Origin of the sequence: Hallella colorans, from assembly GCF_003096815.1 — a bacterium.
GTDB lineage: Bacteria > Bacteroidota > Bacteroidia > Bacteroidales > Bacteroidaceae > Prevotella > Prevotella colorans.
In genome coordinates this window covers 25047-44920 of the sequence record NZ_QENY01000008.1, presented here as the reverse complement: position 1 = coordinate 44920, position 19874 = coordinate 25047, and the positions used below count along the sequence as shown (strand labels likewise).

The following is a 19874-nucleotide window of genomic DNA, read 5'->3' as shown; positions in this document are numbered from 1 at the left end:
GTTTATTTCGCGGCTCGCCTGTCCCATTGTCGCAACAACAATTGAAAGTATACCTCGCGCAAAGCATTTCGCGCGTTCACGTGTCGTCGAAGTTGCTCCACGCACGCGTTCTCGGCGAGCAGTCGCTCCACGTTATAGCTATAATAGGAATGGTCCGCGGCGGTGGTGTCAAGCAAGTTGTTGCCCATTCGCATGTATTCGGCTCCGCCGAGGGCGAAGGGGGCCAGCGTTGGCAGAATGTCGTCGTGCGAGCCCCAACGGTCGGTCAGGCGGCCGTAAGCGGCGCGGCGCAACGCTGGCGGCAAGTATATGTAGAGTGGCACGGAGTATTGCCAGCGTCTATCCACCACCTCGTAGTTGAGGATAGACCTTACATTATGGTCGCCCGTGATGACGAGGATAGTATTGCCGGCTGCCTTGGAAGCCTTGAAACGGTCCAGGAATCGAGCCAGCGCCCTGTTGTAATACCTGAAACCCGTGAGATACTTACCCAAGACCTTGTGATCTCTCTCGGCGAAGCACGATTTTTTGTAGGTATCGGCGGCTATGGGCGGCAAGCACAAATGTTCCGGAAACTCGAAAGGCGGGTGGTTGGTGGTGGTCATCACCACAGTCATTATGGGCTTCGCGCGTTTCTCGCCCATCTGCCTTAGCAGCGCATCGAATAGATGCTCGTCGTACACGCCAACGCTGTTGTACCGCGCCCGTGGATCGTCTCTCAGAATATGGAACTTGTCGTAAATTCGATCGAAGCCTTGGCACGCCAGCGCTTCGGCGCTGTTTTCCCAAGCCATGTCCATGCCCGACATGAACTCCGTGTCGTAACCACAACTCTTGAAAGGCAACGCCAACGAGGTAGGCAACTGCGCCAAACGGTATTTGGAGGCGAAGAAGCGCGGGAAAGGCGTTGCCACGGTCAGGTTCTCGATAGAGGCTATCGTGCCATTTTGCACAGATTGGAAACGCCTGAACAACAGATCGGCATCGAAATGCTTGCGCAAGCCCATGTACATGTCGCAGCCTGGCCCATCCAATTCGAACAGGTAGTTGCTCCAACTCTCGCCATAAATTATCACGACATTTGGCTTGAGAAGCATCGCTTTCCTTGGCGCTCGGACGAACAGCGCGCGCCTCAACGCCGCCATCGTGTCCCCGCACTCCACACTCACCGCTCCCTTTGTGTAAATTTCGAGGGCCTGGCCGAGCGAGATAAAACCATATTGGGCCAAGACATCGCTCGCACTTCTGAGCTTGAACGCGTCTCGTTTCTCCTTGAGAGCCTTTTTCAGCATATAGGGAGCGTTAGGCACGATGTCGTTAATCGTCTTGTTGTCAGAAACGAAAGTGTCCTCTATCTGCAACGGGAAGCGCCACACCGAGCCACGCATACAGACGGCCAAGGCTAACAGGAACGGAATCCACCATGCCTGTTGCCACCGTCGTGACACCGGCATTGGGCAACGCTCTATCCGTTGGGCAACGACAAAGAGCAGCCATGCCGTCACGACAAGCGCAAAGCCATACCACAGACAGTGGTATTCTTCCCATACAGTTTGCAACAATCCTATCGGGCCTTCGTTGAAAAAGTCGAAAAAAACAATGTTGATATGCGACTGGAAATTGGCATAAAATCCCAAATCCACGCATCCAAGCGCGACCACCAACGTCTCCACCACCGCAAAATACCACTTGCGAAACCTTGCCACCGCAACCTCCCATTGACGCATGGGGCGCGCCGAAACGGCCAAGGATAGCAGCGAAGGCAATGCGACAGCATAGGCGGTCACTTGCAAGTCAAATCGCAAGGCGTTGAATACCATGCGCGAAAGAACGGACTGTTGCCCATCAAAGATTTGCCACTGCACGAAAAACAAGACAAAGGTCGCGCGCAATACGGCTAAAATAAAGATGATGACCAAAGCGTGTTCGGCGAGCCTCTTCAGCGCAGTGGGGATTGGTGCCATAGGCTGTGTTAGATGATGACTTTTTAAAAAAAACGGACAGTTCGTCATGATATTGTAACAAGTGAGAAGATTTTGTTTCTTTTCAAGGCGTTATAAGCTAAGGGCGAATGTTTTTTGATAGCTCAAGCGCCCCCCTTAAAACCAACAGGTGGCATGCCTTTGCCCATTTTTTCTTTCACGTCATTATTTTGAAAGCCAAGGATGTAGAGCTGCGCAACAGATAAGAAACGGAGGCGTGGCAGCACAAAGGAGAGGGCACGATGGTGGCGCCACACAAAAGTATCAGGAGAACAAAGCATACGTTTCAATTTGGATACATGCCGAACGACACCTTTAAATTCGATGGCAACAGGCGGCTTCTTCATTTCTCGAACAGCGCGCAACGCTGGGCGGAACGCTATTTTGTCAATATAGCAGTTGTTTTTCAACACTTATCTTTGCCAATAGCCGAAAAGGTGGTAACTTTGCATGTAGTAATGTGTTAATAAAAAATTTATAATAACGTTAAGAAATATAATTATGGGTAAGAAGGCTCTTTTGATGATTCTCGATGGATGGGGAATCGGCAAACATGGTAAAGGTGATGTTATTTACAACACTCCAACACCTTACTTGGACTATCTCAACGCCACGAGCGCGCACGCCCAGCTTAAAGCCAGCGGCGAGGACGTGGGACTGCCCGACGGACAGATGGGCAACTCTGAGGTTGGACACCTCAATATTGGCGCAGGCAGGGTGGTGTACCAAGACTTGGTCAAGATAAACAAGGCATGTCAGAGCGGCGACATACTGAAAAACAAGGGCATCGTCGAGGCTTACACATACGCCAAGGAGAGCGGCAAGAAGCTCCATCTCATGGGCTTGACCTCCAATGGCGGCGTGCACTCCAGCCTTGACCACCTGTTCAAGTTAGTTGAGATAGGCAAGGAATATGGCTTGAGCAACATTTTTGTGCACTGCTTCATGGACGGACGCGACACCGACCCCAAGAGTGGCGCAGGCTTTATCAAGCAGTTGCAAGAACATTGCGACGCCAATGGGGCCACCATCGCAAGCATCGTGGGTCGCTTCTACGCCATGGATCGCGACCAGCGTTGGAACCGTGTGAAAGAGGCTTACGACCTGCTTGTGGAGGGAAAGGGCTACCAAGCTGACGACATGGTCGAGGCTGTGGAGCGTAGTTACGCTGAAGAGGTGACCGACGAGTTTATCAAGCCCATTCACAACGCCAAGGCAAATGGCACCATCGAAGAAGGAGACGCAGTAATTTTCTTCAACTTCCGAAACGATCGCGCCAAGGAGTTGACTCGAGTGCTCACCCAAGAGGACATGCCCGGCGAGGGTATGCACATCGTGAAAGGGTTGCGTTATTTCACAATGACACCCTATGACGCTAACTTCAAAAACGTGACCGTGCTCTTTCCGAAAGAGAACGTGGAAAACACGCTTGGCGAATACCTTTCTGCCAAGGGCCTGAAACAGTTGCACACGGCCGAGACAGAGAAGTACGCACACGTAACATTCTTCTTCAACGGCGGCCGCGAGGCTCCTTTTGAGAACGAGGACCGCATCTTGGTGCCATCGCCCAAAGTGGCCACTTACGACCTGAAACCAGAGATGAGCGCCTACGAGGTAAAAGAGAAGTTGGTGGACGCGATAGGCACTGGCACCTACGATTTTATCGTGGTGAACTTTGCCAACGGCGACATGGTGGGGCACACAGGCGTGTACAACGCCATCGCCAAGGCCGTGTGGGCCATAGACAAATGTGTTGAGGCCGTGATAGAGGCCGCCAAGGCCAACGATTATGAGGCTATCATCATCGCCGACCACGGCAACGCGGACAACGCCATCAACGAAGACGGCACGCCCAACACCGCCCACTCGCTAAATCCCGTACCCTTTATATACGTGACCAACAACAATAGTGCCACCGTCAGGGATGGCCGTCTGGCCGACGTGGCTCCCTCCATCCTGCACATCATGGGATTGGAGCAGCCTGCAGACATGACTGGCGAGTGCCTCATCACGGATTGACAAAACAAGCCATCCTGTCGCTATGACGGCGGGATGGCTTGCCAAAAACATCCTATGGTAAAGATAGAACCTTCGTGGGGCAAGCATTTGGCCACAGAGTTTGACAAGCCATATTTCGGACAACTCACCGAGCAGGTGAGGGAAGAATATCGGCGAGAGACGTGCTTCCCACCGGGCAGACTCGTGTTCAACGCCTTCAATCTATGTCCTTTTGACAAAGTCAAGGTGGTGATTATCGGGCAAGACCCCTACCATGAGCCCGGACAGGCCATGGGGCTGAGTTTCTCCGTGCCCGTAGGGACGGCCATGCCGCCCTCCCTACTCAATATATTCAAGGAGATAGAAAGCGATTTGGGCAAACCCATGCCATCCAATGGAGACCTGACTCGATGGGCGGAGCAGGGCGTGTTGCTACTCAATGCCACTCTCACCGTAAGGGCACATGCGGCCAACAGCCATCAGCGTTTCGGATGGAGCGTATTCACCGATGCAGCTATCAAGGCGTTGAGCGAGGAGCGGCAACACATCGTTTACATGCTATGGGGTGGCTATGCTCGCGGCAAACGGTATCTCATTGACCAACGACGCAACTTGGTGCTTGAGTCGGTACATCCCTCGCCACTATCGGCCAACCGTGGCGGATGGTTTGGCCAAAGACAGTTTTCGAGATGTAACGATTACCTCCGGGCTAATAATATAAAAGAAATAGACTGGTAGAAAGCTACGCACGCCGTGCGCACTGCCGTTTTTTTGTCATGCTACATATTATACAAGTGGGAAACGTATTGGTTTCTCCTGATATTTTCACCGAACGATTTTGTTGCGACCTCGCTGTGTGCAAGGGGCAATGCTGTATAGAGGGCGACGCCGGAGCGCCTGTCACGCTTGATGAGATAGCGGCCATTGAAGAAAACTTGGACACCGTTTGGCAAGGACTCTCAGCCTCGGCGCAGCATGTCATAGACGCACAAGGCGTGGCTTACAACGATGCTGACGGCGAATTGGTGACGAGCATAGTGAGGGGCAAGGACTGCGTGTTCACGTGTTACCACGACTTGCCCGACTTTTCTGACGGCCATACCATCAGCCATTGTTGCCTATGCGCATTCGAGAGGGCTTTTAGAGCTGGCAAAACTACGTGGCCCAAACCCATATCATGCGCGCTCTATCCTATCAGGGAGAAACAGTTTGCAGATGGTTTGGTGGGCATCAATTACCACCGTTGGGACATCTGTAAAGCTGCCATCAAGAAGGGAAAGGAACTTGACTTGCCGCTCTACGTCTTTCTGAAAAACCCTCTTGTCAGGCGGTTCGGGCAAGCGTGGTATGATGAATTATGCCAAGTGGCGGAAGAATTAGAAAAAGAAGGACTGGAATAGAGTACGATCCTACCAACGCATAACAGGGTGTTTTGTCAGTCACGCAAAGTTTTTTCCATGGCATACGTGCTTGGATATTTTAGAAAAAGAAATTGTATCGCTTATCCGTTTTTGTTTTTTTCGTTATGCACGACTGTTAAGAGATGCACGCGCATGTTTAGAATGGCGATACAGCGTCGTCGATTTTTGGTGCCACTCCTATAGCTTCTATATCCGTGATTAGCTCACGAGCAAAGTCTTTGTCGCCGCTTACCAGTACGCGCCGGTAATTACCAATGGCGAATTGAGGCGCCGCCTGCTCATCAAGTTCACCATTGCATATATAAACATGGTTGCCGAAACGTATGCGCTGGCCTTTTTTGGCGTTTCGGAGGGTGAGCCTGACATAGCCGTGAAAGCCAGTTCCAAACTCGTATTCCACGCCATTAGGTGTCAAATCAAAGAATTTGTAGTTTCTCCTTGATACAATTTTTAGCACATTTGGGTCGACAGAGACACAAGCAATTGCCAGCGGCGGGCTGTCCTTGAAACGCTCCGCGTTGCGCCAAAGAGCCAAATCGAAGGTAGCAGCTTTCCATATTAGGTTGTTTTTTCGGCCGTCGATGCTCTCTCCGCCGTTTGTGTTTATTGTGGAATTGGCTTGTTGGCACAACCAGTTTTCATCCGTGTGGTATGAGAAGCGCTGACCATTGACATCGCACCCATAGAAGTTTACAGACAGTTGCCGGTTTTCCACATGTGGGTACCTCGGCGCATAGAGCACGGCAATGACATTGGTGTCAGCCTTAAGATAGGGCGTTACGTCAAAGTTCTTAGCTACAATGTTGGTCTTGCTTGGTTGGTTTGTACTATAGAACACGGCCGTCCCCACGTTGCATTCATTGACGTAGATTTTATAAAGGCCTGTTGAGGCGATAGTGATATGTCCCTCTTGTGGTCGGCCCTGAAACATGTAGGTTTGTCGAAACCTAAAGTGTGAAACGCTGTCAGGTTCGGGCACACCTATCCAATGGGTGTTAAACGCTTGGGCAAAAAGGGTGGTACCCCATGCTGACAACCAGCACAAGAGGACAATTAGTTTCATGGTTGGATATTGTTCTTACCTTTTTTGAGTTTGTACACCTTGGTGATGCCGTTGCATTTAAGTGCGATTTTCCGCCTTGATGGACTTTCAATCTCAACCGTGGAGATTTTGCCATCCATCCAACTGAAGTTCAATTCATATCCCCCACGCGCCTTAAGGCCTCGCATGCTGCCCGTAGCCCACGCTTGGGGCAATGCAGGAAGCAACTCGATGGTGTTGCCATGGCTCTGCATGAGCATTTCACACACGCCTGCCGTACCACCAAAATTGCCATCTATTTGGAATGGTGGATGGGCATCAAAGAGGTTAGGATAAGTGCCTCCCTGTTTTCCTTGCGTTTGGATGGGCGACACATAGCTTAACAAGTTGCGGTATATGTTGTAAGCTTTTTCACCATTGTGCAGTCTTGCCCATAGGTTAATGCGCCAACCGGTGCTCCAGCCGGTGCTCATATCCCCCTTGATTTCCAAGCTACGTGCTGCCGCATGAGCTAACAACGGTGTTTTAGAGGGTGTGATTTGATGGCCAGGATAAAGCCCTATTAGGTGACTTTGGTGACGGTGTTGTGGGTCTTCGTCAGCCCAGTCATGGTACCATTCGTTGATGTCTCCTTGTTTTCCAATGGTGTATGGGCGTAAGCGGGCGATGGTTTTCTTGAGTATTTTTTGGTAAGCTCTATCTTTCTTAAGTTTCTTGGCAGCCTCCAAAGTGTTGGTAAGCAATTCTCTGGCAATGGCCAAATCAGCCGTTCCACCGTACATGGTAGCCCCTTTGTAGCCCTTGTCGGTGATGTAATATGCCTCAGGTGAGGTGCTGGGAGCGGTGATTAGCTGCTTGGTGTTGTGTGGATTGGGCACAAGCCAATCAAGCATAAAATCGCTTGCGCCCTTCATCAGCGGGTATGCGGTGTAGCGCAGATAATCGATGTCCTGAGTGTAGAGATAGTGGTCGTAGATGTTTTGCATGAGCCAAGCTCCTCCCATATTCCAATTACTCCACGTTGGACTCTCCTTTTTCTCACCCACAGGATTGGTCATGGCCCATATGTCCGAATTGTGGCCGCAGCACCATCCGCGGCTAATACCGTAATAGTTTTTGGCGCTTCGCACACCCGTTGCGGCCAAATTTTGTGCGAACGTGGCCAAGGGCATGAACATTTCAGGCATGTTGGCCACGTCACATGGCCAGTAGTTTTCTTCCAAGTTGATATTAATGGTATAGTTACCACGCCATGGAGCCATTAGTTTTTCATTCCATAGTCCCTGCAAATTGGCTGGGACGCCAGCTGTACGAGAACAGGATATGAGCATGTAGCGCCCATATTGAAAGTACAAAGTTTCTAAATATTTATCTTGCGCACGGCCTTTGCCATAGCTTTTGAGCATATCCTCAGTGGTCTCTTTGGTATTGAGTTCGGCTCCAATGAGATTGAATTTCACTCGGTTAAATATTTTGCCATAGTCATTGACATGCCTTTTCAACAGAGTTGGATAGTTGAAATTCACAATGTGCCACGCCTCGTCCATAGCATTTTCGATATAAGGTGCACCCTCCTTTACAGGGTGTTTGTCGTACCCATTAAAGCTCGTCTCATTGACAATGTATAGAATAGCCTCTGTGGCATCTTTGACAACAAGAGTGCTATCGGTTCTACTCACTGACCCTCCTGCGTTTTTCACCCTTAAGACTGAGCAGAAATGAATGGTCTCTTTAGGATCTCCAGTAGCGTTTCCAGTCATTGTAATCTGTCGATCAGAAACTTTAACGCCCGAATTTACCAACGAACTCATTGAAATGACACAATTGAGTTTGGTGGGCTTCGATGCCTTCAGCCGTATGGCAATAATATTATCGGGATGAGAGACAAAGTACTCTCGCGTGTATACTACACCTGCACGCGTATAACTGTCGGAACACAGCGCGCTGTCCAAACTAAGTTGCCGGTGATAATTGGTGTATTGGCCAGTGTTCAAATCCTTGATGCGGAGCGTGGAAAGGGGTAGATAATATTGTGAGTTTACACCCTGCACATAATGCTGCAAAGAATCGGCCGTACAGTAATCTTCATTGAAAAGAGCCTTTCTTATTTCCGAAATCCAGCGATACGCTTTGCTGTCCAAGTCAAGATTGACAGGTTTTCCGCTCCAAAACGTAATGTCGTTAAGCTGAATGATATTGTTATCTACACCTCCATAAACCAACGCTCCCAACTTACCATTGCCTAAAGGCAGAGACTCTTCAAACTTAGTGGCTGGGGTATTGTACCACAATCGCATGGGCAATTGCTCCGCTTGCGTTTGCAAAGCGACAGCACAGACAGAAATTAGAAGAAAGATTTTTTTCATGATAGTTAAGTAGTTAAGTGATATGGAGAAAGGGAAGAAAGAACATATAGCAAAAAAAAGAAAGTCTTCCTAATAGGTTTTTCACGGATAGCCGAACTATCTCACCTATTGGAAGACTTTGCTTATTTTCTTGCTTATGCGTCAATATTGGCGTATGCGGCGTTGTTCTCTATGAAATCGCGCCGTGGCTCAACGTCGTCGCCCATGAGCATGGAGAATATCTCATCTGCCTCGGCGGCGTTTTCTATTGTTACTTGTTTGAGCAACCGATTGGCTGGATCCATCGTCGTTTCCCAAAGTTGCTCAGGATTCATCTCTCCCAAACCTTTGTATCGCTGTGTGTGAATGCTTTTCGCGTCTTCGTTTCCGTCGGCATATTTGTCGAAAAACGCCTGGCGCTGTGCCTCGTTATAGCAATATTCGCTTGTCTTGCCCTTATAAGTACACTTGTAAAGTGGCGGGGTCGCTATGTAAAGGTGTCCCTCCTCTATAATCTTCGGCATGAACCTATAGAACAATGTCATGATCAACGTGTCTATATGCGAGCCGTCCACGTCGGCATCCGTCATGATAATAATCTTGTCATAGCGCAGCTTATCTATATTAGCCTCACGGTCATCCTCGCCTTCCACGCCGAAACGCACGCCTATACTTTGAATGATATTCATCACCGACTCGGCCTCAAAGACACGGTGCCATTGCACCTTTTCCACGTTGAGAATCTTGCCTCGCAGTGGCAAGATAGCTTGCGTGTACCGGTCACGCCCTTGTTTAGCTGAGCCACCGGCCGAGTCACCCTCCACAAGGAATATCTCACAATCCTTTGGATCTTTGTTTGAGCAGTCGGCCAGTTTACCCGGCAAACCGCCACCGCTCATCACGCTCTTGCGCTGAACGCTCTCACGGGCTTTGCGGGCTGCCACTCGGGCGGTAGCCGCCAATATCACTTTCTCGCATATTTGCTTGGCCTCCATGGGGTGCTCCTCCAAGTAATTGGTAAGCGCCTCGCCCACGGCTTGGTTCACCGCTCCAGTCACCTCACTGTTGCCGAGCTTGGTTTTAGTCTGTCCCTCAAACTGTGGCTCGGCCACTTTGATGGATAAAACGGCCGTAAGGCCCTCGCGGAAGTCCTCGCCTGCGATTTCAATCTTGGCTTTTTCTATTTGCTTGGCTATTTGAGCGTCCCCATCAGCATAGTTTTTCAACACGCGGGTGAGAGCCTGCCTAAATCCGGTAACGTGTGTGCCACCCTCTATGGTATTGATATTGTTGACATAAGAGTGCAAATTCTCAGAGTAGTCGGTATTATACATGATGGCTACCTCAATGGGAAAGCCTTGCTTCTCGGTCTTCAAATAGATCACGTCGTCAAAGAGATGCGTGCGATGCCGGTCCACATAGCGCACAAATTCCTTCAGCCCGTCTTTAGCATGAAATACCTCTTGGCGAGTCTTTCCATCCTCATTTGGGCGAAGATCGGTCAGTGTAATTCTGATGCCTGCGTTCAAATAGGCCAGCTCTCTCATTCTGCGAGCCACGATATCCCATTGATACGTGGTGGTGGTGAATATGGAGCTGTCAGGCCAAAACTGCTGTCTGGTACCGCGCTTGTCAGTAGAACCTACCACCTTCACGGGGTAGAGGGGTCGTCCTTGCTCGTATTCTTGTTGATAGATTTTGCCGTCGCGAAATACCTGTGAGGTCATATGTGAAGAGAGAGCGTTGACGCAACTCACACCCACGCCGTGCAAACCACCGCTGACCTTGTACGAGCCCTTATCAAATTTGCCGCCGGCATGCAAGACTGTCATTACCACTTCCAATGCGCTCTTGTGCAGCTTCTCGTGCTTGTCAACAGGTATACCTCTACCATCGTCTTCCACGGTGATAGAGTTATCTTCGTTGATGGTCACCTCTATGTTACTGCAATAGCCCGCCATGGCCTCGTCAATAGAGTTGTCCACGGTTTCATTGATGAGATGATGCAGTCCTTTTTCACTAATGTCGCCTATATACATAGCCGGGCGTTTACGCACGGCTTCAAGACCCTCCAACACTTGTATGTTGGATGCTGAATATTGATCTCCTTGTTTGAGATTTTCTACCATTTGTTCAAATTCAATAGTTGTGTTGCAAAGATACTAAAAAAACATGACATCTTGAAACGTTTATAGCCTAAAAATCATAATAAAAAGACACACGAACTCCATACAGGACCGTCACTCAAAACCAGTCATACAAAAGCGAACACACCACGCGCCTGAACTTGAAATGATGATTTTCGAAAACAATGAAAATGGCTAACGGTAATCGCTTGCCACAAACCGACCAAAGGTCGCATGCTTAACAGCATACGACCTTTGTATAGGAATGTTAAAAGCAAAGGCTTATTAGCCGAGCTTGTTAACGTGCGAAGCTAAACTTGATTTTAGATTAGCGGCTTTATTGGCATGGATAACATTGGTCTTTGCCAATTTGTCCAGCATTTTTTGCACCGCGGGGAACAACTTTGCAGCCTCCTCTTTATCCGTGATTGAGCGCAGCTTGCGAACAGCGTTACGCATAGTCTTTGCATAATACTTGTTGTGCAAAGTTTTGACTTTCGTCTGACGAATTCTCTTTTCTGATGATTTGTGGTTTGCCATCTTTAATTATGCTTTTTTATTCTTATGGTAGTCGGTACGGGAATCGAACCCGTGTGGCAAGAATGAAAATCTTGAATCCTAACCGCTAGATGAACCGACCATTGGTTATTTTTTGCGGGTGCAAAGTTAACGCTTTTTATTTGCTCTGCCAAACTTTTGTGAATATTTTTTCGCTAAACGCCTGACTTTTCGTAAATTTGCCCATGTATGGAAGTTAAGACAAGGGCGATAGTGCTTCATGCACTAAAATATGGTGACTCACAAATGATTGTAGACCTACTCACGCGAGAGCGAGGCAGGATGTCATTTATTTGTCATATACCCAAAACTGGCAAAGGAAAACTTAGGAAACAATTTTTTCAACCATTGACATTGCTATACATAGTTTATACCGAACGACCCAATCGCAATTTACAACGTTTTTCTGACATACGATTGACACGCCCTTACACATCCATACCCTTTGACGCATACAAACTGGCTATCGCACTTTTCGTCGCAGAATTTTTGACGCATGCCACGCGCAACGAACAACGCAATGAGTCGCTATTCGACTATGTGGAGAGCAGCTTGGCATGGCTTGACAACGTGACATCTCCTTTCTCAAACTTCCACTTGGTTTTTATGATGCACCTAACGCGTTTTGTTGGTTTTTTTCCTAACCTGTCCAACGACGCGCCGGGCATGTGGTTTGACCTACGCAACGGGGCCTTTTCACTCGTCAAGCCACCCCACCCCGACTTTGTAAGACCATCCGAGGCATCGATGATTGGTTTGCTAATGCGCATGAATTTTGACAATATGCGCCTTTTTCGCATGACACAAGCACAGCGCGCACGATGCGTCGAAATTATACTCCATTTTTACAGGTTGCACGTGCCGTATTTTCCAGAGCTGAAATCGCTGGATGTGTTACGCGCGCTTTTTGCGTAACAAACAGGCTGTCGCTCCTCTGTGTATGGGCCAATGATCGTTCAAATCAAGTATTTGGGTAAGGAATGGATGGCAGTATCAAGCGTTTCGCAATGCACGCAAAATGATGACAAGCAAAGCAGAAAATAACAAAAAAAATGGCATGTGATTTCAGGAAAAGGCAAACAATTGGATAACGGGAGTGGCATTAGGTAATAATCACAACGTGATTAAGTACTAATCGCGACGTGATTAAGTACTAATCGCACGCTGATTAAGTACTAATCGCAGCGTGAATAGGCACTAATGGCAAACGCCCTATACTGACTTTGGAAAACGAGCAGCTATTTACTCTCTTACATAATTGTAAATCAAATACTTAAAGAAAACACAAGATTAGTATAGACTACAAAGAGTATAAAATATATTCAGCCTATTTGGGTTAACACAATGAGAAGTGTTCACCCCTTATATCATCTCGTTCCTTGACGGCGCACCTTCACGTTTTGGCTTGCCTACAGCTCGGTATTGTTTGTCAAGGGCTTATATCCGATGGCGTAGTACTGCCGCAAGAGGCGCATCGGAACCCTGAGGGCTGCAAAGGTTGGGGCAAAGCACATAGCCGGATGGATGGTGTACATGGTGTCAATATCTTGACATGTACGCAATTTTTCGTCTCACGTAGGATCGCAGCCCCTCGTCGCCAAGAATGGTTATCTCGTCGAACAGGCCGAGTATGAAACGCGAGATACCCACGTAGTTGACCAAAGTGGCCTCGAAAATCCAATGATTGTCGTCCTCGCGCGAGAGCATTGGCGCTGAGCGTGGGTACTCCTCAAGCATGAGATTGTGCGCCAACAAGCTAAGACGCAACTTGACGTGTAACTGCTCCTCGCCGCTAAACATGAACATATCCGTGAAAACCTCTCGATGGCGATCGGTGTTAAACCATGGCGTGTCCACCACTTCCACCCGCCCTATCCGCGCTATTTTGAACGTCTTGTTTTGCTTAGACTTGATTTCGAAAGCCCTTACGTCAGTCTTCGCACCTTGAAACAAGAAAGGTTCCACTACGCGGTCGCTGACGCTATGGCTGTGAGGAGACGAATAGTCGCGCAGAATGACCACTCGTCGCTGCTCCATGGCCCGTTCGAGGGCCTCGATGTTGTCTGACAAATGGCGCATGTCGCGCATGCCATCTTGATGGTCTATGTCATAATATCGCTCCAATTTGTGCTTGACGACACTGGCCATCACGTCTTGCCCAGCCAGCTTCGACATCAGAGCGTGAAGATAAACCACCTCGTCGTCGGCAAACTCGACAGCCGAAGCGACACGCTGAAGGAAGGGGGAGCGTGGGTCTATATAATAAAAGGTGCGATCGTGCACCACTCGAAATCCCATGCCACGAAACAGCCGCAACACATAATATAGGTTGCGTCGGGTGGTACCCAGCGTGCCCGCGAGCTCAATAGCCGTGTGGTCATGGCCGTCGAGCATGGTGAGAATAAGCTGAAACCAACGCTCAAATCTTGCCGGGCTACTTGCCATCGAAATCTATTTTGAGTTGGGTGGCCTGGCGGAGATGGAAACTGCGACGATGATAGGGACTTATCCCATGCGTCGCGATGGCTGCGCGATGGTCACGGGTGGGATAGCCCTTGTTGCTATCCCAATGGTAAGCAGGGTATTGAGCGTGCAGCCCCATCATATAGTCGTCGCGAAAAGTCTTGGCCAAAATGCTGGCCGCGGCTATAGATTGGTACTTGCCATCGCCCTTGACAACGCACTCGAAAGGCAATGTATCTCGGTCGTCAGCGTGCGCTGCGACACGTTCTATCCTGCCCCCGAAAGGCGATTCGGACACAGGTTTGTATGGATCGAACCTGTTACCATCTATGATGAGGGCTTGCGGGCGCGTGGTGAGCTGGTCTATGGCGCGGTGCATGGCCAAGAAACTGGCGTGAAGGATGTTCAAACGGTCTATCTCCTCGGGCGTAGCCACGCCAACAGCCCAAGCCACGGAATCGCGCATGATTTGCGTGCGCAATGCCTCTCGACATTTGGCCGACAACTGTTTGGAGTCGTTAAGAGCGGGATTGTCATAATCGTAAGGCAAGATGACGGCCGCGGCATAGACGCTGCCGGCTAAACAGCCACGACCAGCCTCGTCACATCCAGCCTCGACAAGATCTGTAAAAAAATGGTTTTTAAGCATGAATGCAGTGTTCAAGGTTTTGACATTCAAAACATTTTGGCCACGCGCTCAATGCCATCGACCAAACAATCCACCTCCTCCATGGTGTTGTACAGCGCGAACGACGCCCTGACGGTGCCAAGGACACCTAACCTGTCCATCAGCGGTTGGGCACAATGGTGCCCCGTGCGCACGGCAATGCCAAGACGGTCAAGCAGCGTCCCTATATCCATGTGATGTATATCGGCCACGTTGAAACTGACAACAGGCTCGTGGACATGGGCTGTCTCGCCATCGGCATGGCCATAAATCTTGACACTATCGATGGTGCGAAGACGGTCGATGGCGTAGCGAGCCAGCTCCTGCTCGTGCTTAGCGATATTGTCAAGACCTATTTGGGACACATAATTGAGCGCCGTGGCCAACCCATGCGCGGCAATATAGTCGGGTGTGCCAGCCTCAAACTTGAGCGGCGGACGCTCGAAGGTGGTTTTTTCGAACGTGACGCGCACTATCATCTCGCCACCTCCCTGATAGGGTGGCAACCGGTCCAGCCACTCTTCCTTGCCATAGAGCACGCCTATACCGGTGGGGCCATAGACCTTGTGGCCACTGAAGACGAAGAAATCGCAATCCATGGCCTGCACGTCCACCTTGAAATGGGGCGCACTCTGCGCACCGTCGACAAGCACGGGCACGCCACGCTCGTGAGCCACGCGTACGATGCGAGACACAGGATTGACCGTGCCGAGCACATTGCTCACATGCGTCACAGCGACGATACGCGTGCGCTCAGTGATGAGATTAACAAAGGCTTGCATGTCCAATTGGCCATCGTCGGTGATGGGTATGACCTTGATGACAAGCCCCAAACGTTCGGCTTGCAACTGCCAAGGCACGATATTGGAGTGGTGCTCGAGGGTGGAGAGAATAATCTCGTCGCCCTCACGCATGCACGATTGGCAAAAACCGTGTGCCACAAGATTGATACCCTCGGTGGTCCCACGTGTGAAAACAATATCTGAAACACTCGGCGCGTTGATATATTGGCATACAGTTTGGCGGGCTTGCTCATAAAGCTCAGTGGCCTGCTGGCTCATCCAGTGAACGCCGCGATGCACATTGGAGTTGACATTAAGGTATTCCTGGCGCATGGCGTCAAGCACCACCAAGGGTTTCTGCGTGGTGGCTGCATTGTCAAGATAAACCAAAGGCTTGTCGTAAACCTTGCGAGAAAGAATGGGAAAATCTGACCTTAACAATTCAATATTCATAATTCAAAATACATAATTGAAGTTATAGCGAGGCAAGATGAAAGGGTTGTAACTCACATTGCACAATTTTCAATCCACAATTAGATAAACAATAAAAATGAAAGCGTGTGCAACCCAAAATTCATAACTCAAGATTCAAAATTGGAATATCCACCCATTTGCCATTTGTTCATATCGGGATTTGACACTCGCAAACCGTCATTTGACATTAAAAGATCCACATTCGTAAATCAATCTTTGCACAGTTTGCACCCCTCACAAGTGTTAAGCTCTCCACGGAAGCGCTTTTCGACCAAGTGGTGGAGACGGTCTCGCAGAGGCTCGAGGTTGATTTGATCTATAACCTCGCCGATGAAAGCAAACTCAAGGAGGAGCTTGGCCTCGCTCTCCGAAATGCCTCGCTGGCGCATATAGAACATGGCGGCTGCGTTGAGCTGGCCCACAGTGGAACCGTGGGCACACTTCACGTCATCAGCGTAAATCTCCAACATAGGCTGGGTGAACATTCGGGCCGTCTTGGTGGTGCACAGATTTTGGTTGGTCATCTGCGACTCGGTCTTTTGACTGTCGTGGCGAACATGGACCAATCCAGCGAAAGCACCAACGGCCTTGCCATTCAGCACATATTTATAAAGTTCGTTTGACGTGCAATGTCCCACTTGATGGTCTATCAACGTGTTGTTGTCCACATGCTGGTCTTGGTCGGCAATGACGCACCCATTGCAGTTGCAGGCAGCCCCCTCACCCTTGAACACGAGCTGAAGCATATTGCGGGTGATGCCGTTTTGCAGCGTGATGACGTTATGATTGACACGGCTGTGCGCCTGCTGCTCTATGTAGACATTGGACAACCTTACGTTCTTACGGTGGGTTGCCTCGAGGCAATAGAGATCCAACGACGCTCCCTCGCCCACGTAAGCCTCTATAACCTGCGTGCCAAGAAAATTGCGGTCGTCGGCGGAATCGTCGCAAAAAAGGAACTTCGCCTCGGCTCCCTCGCCCAAAACAATGAGCACGCGACGGTTGACCATAAGGTCCACGTCTGACCGAAGGATGTTGACAACTTGAATAGCACGTTCTATTTTGACGCCACTCGGCACGTAGACAAACAGACCATCTTGTGCCAACATGGTGTTGAGGGCGGTCAACGGATCCTTTTCCGTGCGCGCAATCTTGGCATAATATTGCGCAATGAACTCAGGATGAAGCTCGGCCGCCTCTTTCAGACTGCCCAAAACGACACCTTCTGGCAGGTCTACCTTGGGACGAGTTTTGTTGTAAAACGAGTCGTTGACCACAAAATAGAGCGACGTACTCATGTTGGGAATATCGCAACTGAAGGTCTTGTGGGGATTGATGGGTATGTCGAGACGGTTAAGATTCAGGCCATAGTCTGGCTCAAAAATCTTTTGCATGTCAGTGTATCTGTAGTTTTCAACTTTTCTGTTGGGCAGACCCTGTGCCTTAAAGTCTTCGAAAGCCTTGTCGCGCACGGCATTCATCACCACTGCGGAATGGTCGAAGATGAGCTGTCTGGCTTGAGAGTACAAATCTATATATTGTTTTTCACTGTTCATGAAACTGGCTTTTTTGTATTTAGAAGTGAAGTGTTGTCGCACCGTAGAATTAAGACGGCACCCTGCCGTGTAACGACGTGTGGTGGTGGAGTTGACTTTTCGTTCACGTCAACCATTCGCCTCTATGCTATTTTATTTATTGTTTAGGGTATCGGCCTCTTCCTTAATCCAGTCGTATCCGCGTTTCTCTATTTCTTGCGCAAGCTCTGGTCCAGCAGTTTTTACAATACGACCATTATACAAGACATGGATAACCTGTGGTTGTATCATCTCCAACAGACGTTCGTAGTGAGTGATGACGATGATAGATTTTTGTGGAGTGAAGAGCTTGTTCACGCCGTTTGCAACAATGCGCATGGCGTCGACATCGAGCCCGGAGTCGGTTTCGTCAAGAATGCTAAGCTGCGGATCGAGCATGGCCATTTGGAAAATCTCGTTGCGTTTCTTCTCTCCGCCAGAGAAACCCTCGTTGACAGAGCGACGCGACAGTTTGGAGTCAAGTTCTACAATAGCGCGTTTTTCGCGCATGAGCTGCATGAACTCGGCAGCCTTCAGAGGCTCTAAGCCATGATATTTACGACGTGAATTGACAGCCGCTTTCATAAAATTGGTCATTGAGACACCCGGTATTTCTACAGGATATTGAAATGAAAGGAAAAGCCCCTCGCACGCACGGTCCTCGGGTGGCATGCTCAACAAATTCTTGCCGTTGAACACAGCCGACCCCTCGGTTACGGTATAAAGTGGATTTCCGGTAAGCACGGCGCTAAGCGTAGATTTTCCTGAGCCGTTGGGACCCATGATGGCGTGTATCTCTCCATCATTGACGGTTAGATTGATACCTTTTAATATTTGTTTGCCCGCTATGGTGGCATGAAGATTCTTGACTTGTAGCATATTGTATTTTGTTTGGATTAACCAGAGGTTAACTATCTTAAACTTTATAATTCAAATGGTTTTGTATGTCTTGACGAATAATTACGCACCAAATCACCCTACCGTTCCCTCAAGCGAGACATTAAGAAGTTTTTGAGCCTCAACAGCAAATTCCATAGGCAACTTATTGAGTACGTCCTTGGCATAACCGTTGACGATGAGCCCTACGGCATCTTCCATGGGTATGCCTCGCTGATTGCAGTAGAAGAGTTGTTCTTCGGATATCTTGGAAGTGGTAGCCTCATGCTCCACGATGGCGGTGTGATTGTGTATGTCCATGTAAGGGAATGTGTGGGCGCCGCATTCCGACCCTAACAACAACGAGTCGCAACTGCTGTAGTTTCGCGCGTTCTCGGCATTGGCGGCAACCCTGACGAGTCCACGATAAGAGTTTTGGCTATGCCCAGCGGATATGCCTTTGGAGATAATGGTGGAAGTGGTGTTCTTGCCTATGTGTATCATCTTGGTTCCCGTGTCGGCCTCTTGAAAGTTGTTAGTGACCGCAACGCTGTAAAATTCGGCCTGCGAATTATCCCCACGAAGTATGCAACTGGGGTATTTCCACGTGATGGCCGAGCCCGTCTCAACCTGCGTCCACGAGAGTTTGGAGTTTACGCCACGACAGTCGCCACGCTTGGTCACCAAGTTGAGCACGCCGCCACGCCCCCGCTCGTCGCCCGGATACCAATTCTGCACGGTGGAATATTTCACCTCGGCATTGTTCATCACGACAATCTCAACAATGGCGGCGTGCAACTGATTTTCGTCGCGCATGGGCGCCGTGCAGCCTTCAAGATATGACACGTATGCCTCATCGTCAGCGATAATGAGCGTGCGCTCAAACTGCCCGGTGTTTCTTGAGTTGATGCGAAAATAGCTGCTCAGCTCCATGGGGCATCTCACGCCTTTGGGAATGTACACGAAACTGCCATCGCTAAACACCGCTGAGTTGAGTGCGGCGGTAAAATTATCACGGTAAGGGACGACGCTTCCAAGGTACTGCCGTACCAAATCGGGATATTCGCGTACAGCTTCGCCGATGGAACAAAAAATGACTCCTTTCTCGGCCAACTGCTTTTTGAACGTGGTTTTCACAGATACCGAATCCATGATGGCGTCCACGGCCGTTCCACTCAAAGCCAAACGCTCCTCCAAAGGTATGCCCAACTTGTCAAAAGTTTTTTCCAATTCGGGGTCAATCTCTTTGTTGGCAGGCTTCTTAGCCATCGGGTCAGCGTAATAAGATATACCTTGAAAATCTATTTTGGGCAAGTGGAGATGCCCCCACGTGGGTATCGAGAGAGTTTGCCAATAGCGGAAAGATTTTAAACGGAAATCCAAAAGCCAGTCAGGCTCTTGCTTCTTTTTTGAGATAAGCCGCACCACATCCTCATTCAAACCCACGGGAATAATCTCTGTCTCCACGTCGGTGGTGAAACCAAACTCATATTTCTGCTCCGCAACTTGCTTGACAAACTTGTTTTTTTCTTGTTTGTTTTGCTCTGCTTTCATATCTATTCATAA

At 49.3% G+C, this 19874-nt stretch carries 16 protein-coding genes and 1 tRNA gene; 4 read left to right on the top strand and 13 right to left on the bottom strand.

Going from position 1 to position 19874, the window contains the following annotated elements:
• Positions 1-2 precede the first annotated feature (2 nt).
• Positions 3-1964: an LTA synthase family protein gene (locus tag C7379_RS05435; RefSeq protein ID WP_116616357.1), complete on the bottom strand. Its 1962-nt coding sequence runs from the start codon at positions 1962-1964 to the stop codon at positions 3-5.
• 122 nt (positions 1965-2086) lie between these two features.
• Positions 2087-2392 carry a hypothetical protein gene (locus C7379_RS05430; protein ID WP_133241873.1) on the bottom strand — a complete coding sequence of 102 codons (306 nt, stop codon included), beginning with the start codon at positions 2390-2392 and terminating at the stop codon, positions 2087-2089.
• Between the two features lie 91 nt (positions 2393-2483).
• On the opposite strand from C7379_RS05430, the gene gpmI reads away from it, so the two are divergent.
• The 3 genes from gpmI to C7379_RS05415 are packed head-to-tail and all read left to right on the top strand — an operon-like array spanning position 2484 to position 5380.
• The gene (gpmI, locus tag C7379_RS05425) at positions 2484-4001 is read left to right on the top strand and encodes a 2,3-bisphosphoglycerate-independent phosphoglycerate mutase (protein ID WP_116616355.1); all 1518 of its coding nucleotides are present in this window, start codon (positions 2484-2486) and stop codon (positions 3999-4001) included.
• Positions 4002-4055: 54 nt separating this feature from the next.
• Positions 4056-4718 carry a uracil-DNA glycosylase gene (ung, locus tag C7379_RS05420; RefSeq protein WP_116616408.1) on the top strand — a complete coding sequence of 221 codons (663 nt, stop codon included), beginning with the start codon at positions 4056-4058 and terminating at the stop codon, positions 4716-4718.
• 38 nt (positions 4719-4756) lie between these two features.
• On the top strand, positions 4757-5380 hold the full coding sequence (locus C7379_RS05415) for a DUF3109 family protein (RefSeq protein ID WP_116616354.1): 624 nt from the start codon (positions 4757-4759) through the stop codon (positions 5378-5380).
• Positions 5381-5537: 157 nt separating this feature from the next.
• On the opposite strand, the gene C7379_RS05410 is transcribed toward C7379_RS05415, so the two are convergent.
• The 5 genes from C7379_RS05410 to C7379_RS05390 all read right to left on the bottom strand — a co-directional run bounded on the left by C7379_RS05410 (position 5538) and on the right by C7379_RS05390 (position 11554).
• Positions 5538-6464 carry an alpha-L-rhamnosidase N-terminal domain-containing protein gene (locus C7379_RS05410; protein WP_116616353.1) on the bottom strand — a complete coding sequence of 309 codons (927 nt, stop codon included), beginning with the start codon at positions 6462-6464 and terminating at the stop codon, positions 5538-5540.
• On the bottom strand, positions 6461-8809 hold the full coding sequence (locus tag C7379_RS05405; protein WP_116616352.1) for a glycoside hydrolase family 95 protein: 2349 nt from the start codon (positions 8807-8809) through the stop codon (positions 6461-6463). Before C7379_RS05405 ends, C7379_RS05410 begins: the two co-directional genes overlap by 4 nt.
• 134 nt (positions 8810-8943) lie before the next feature.
• On the bottom strand, positions 8944-10917 hold the full coding sequence (gyrB, locus tag C7379_RS05400) for a DNA topoisomerase (ATP-hydrolyzing) subunit B (protein ID WP_116616351.1): 1974 nt from the start codon (positions 10915-10917) through the stop codon (positions 8944-8946).
• 282 nt (positions 10918-11199) lie between these two features.
• Complete coding sequence (gene rpsT, locus C7379_RS05395) at positions 11200-11454, bottom strand: 30S ribosomal protein S20 (protein WP_116616350.1); 255 nt, start codon at positions 11452-11454, stop codon at positions 11200-11202.
• A gap of 25 nt (positions 11455-11479) precedes the next feature.
• A tRNA-Glu gene (locus C7379_RS05390) sits at positions 11480-11554 on the bottom strand.
• A 107-nt stretch (positions 11555-11661) separates the two neighbouring features.
• Here C7379_RS05390 and recO point away from each other — a divergent pair.
• Positions 11662-12387, top strand: a complete 726-nt coding sequence (gene recO, locus C7379_RS05385; RefSeq protein WP_116616349.1) for a DNA repair protein RecO — start codon at positions 11662-11664, stop codon at positions 12385-12387.
• Between the two features lie 624 nt (positions 12388-13011).
• On the opposite strand, the gene C7379_RS05380 is transcribed toward recO, so the two are convergent.
• The 6 genes from C7379_RS05380 to sufB all read right to left on the bottom strand — a co-directional run bounded on the left by C7379_RS05380 (position 13012) and on the right by sufB (position 19862).
• On the bottom strand, positions 13012-13917 hold the full coding sequence (locus tag C7379_RS05380) for a helix-turn-helix transcriptional regulator (protein WP_116616348.1): 906 nt from the start codon (positions 13915-13917) through the stop codon (positions 13012-13014).
• Positions 13907-14584 (bottom strand): ribonuclease HII, encoded by a 678-nt coding sequence (locus C7379_RS05375; protein ID WP_116616407.1) that lies wholly within the window; start codon positions 14582-14584, stop codon positions 13907-13909. Before C7379_RS05375 ends, C7379_RS05380 begins: the two co-directional genes overlap by 11 nt.
• A 26-nt stretch (positions 14585-14610) precedes the next feature.
• Positions 14611-15837, bottom strand: coding sequence for an aminotransferase class V-fold PLP-dependent enzyme (locus C7379_RS05370; protein ID WP_207773399.1), 1227 nt, complete (start codon positions 15835-15837; stop codon positions 14611-14613).
• 230 nt (positions 15838-16067) lie between these two features.
• A complete protein-coding gene (sufD, locus tag C7379_RS05365) occupies positions 16068-17414 on the bottom strand; it encodes a Fe-S cluster assembly protein SufD (RefSeq protein WP_116616406.1) in 1347 nt (448 codons plus the stop codon).
• A 132-nt stretch (positions 17415-17546) separates the two neighbouring features.
• Positions 17547-18311, bottom strand: coding sequence for a Fe-S cluster assembly ATPase SufC (gene sufC / locus C7379_RS05360; protein WP_116616346.1), 765 nt, complete (start codon positions 18309-18311; stop codon positions 17547-17549).
• A gap of 93 nt (positions 18312-18404) precedes the next feature.
• Entirely contained in the window at positions 18405-19862 is a 1458-nt protein-coding gene (gene sufB / locus C7379_RS05355) for a Fe-S cluster assembly protein SufB (protein ID WP_116616345.1), read from the bottom strand.
• Positions 19863-19874: the final 12 nt, after the last annotated feature.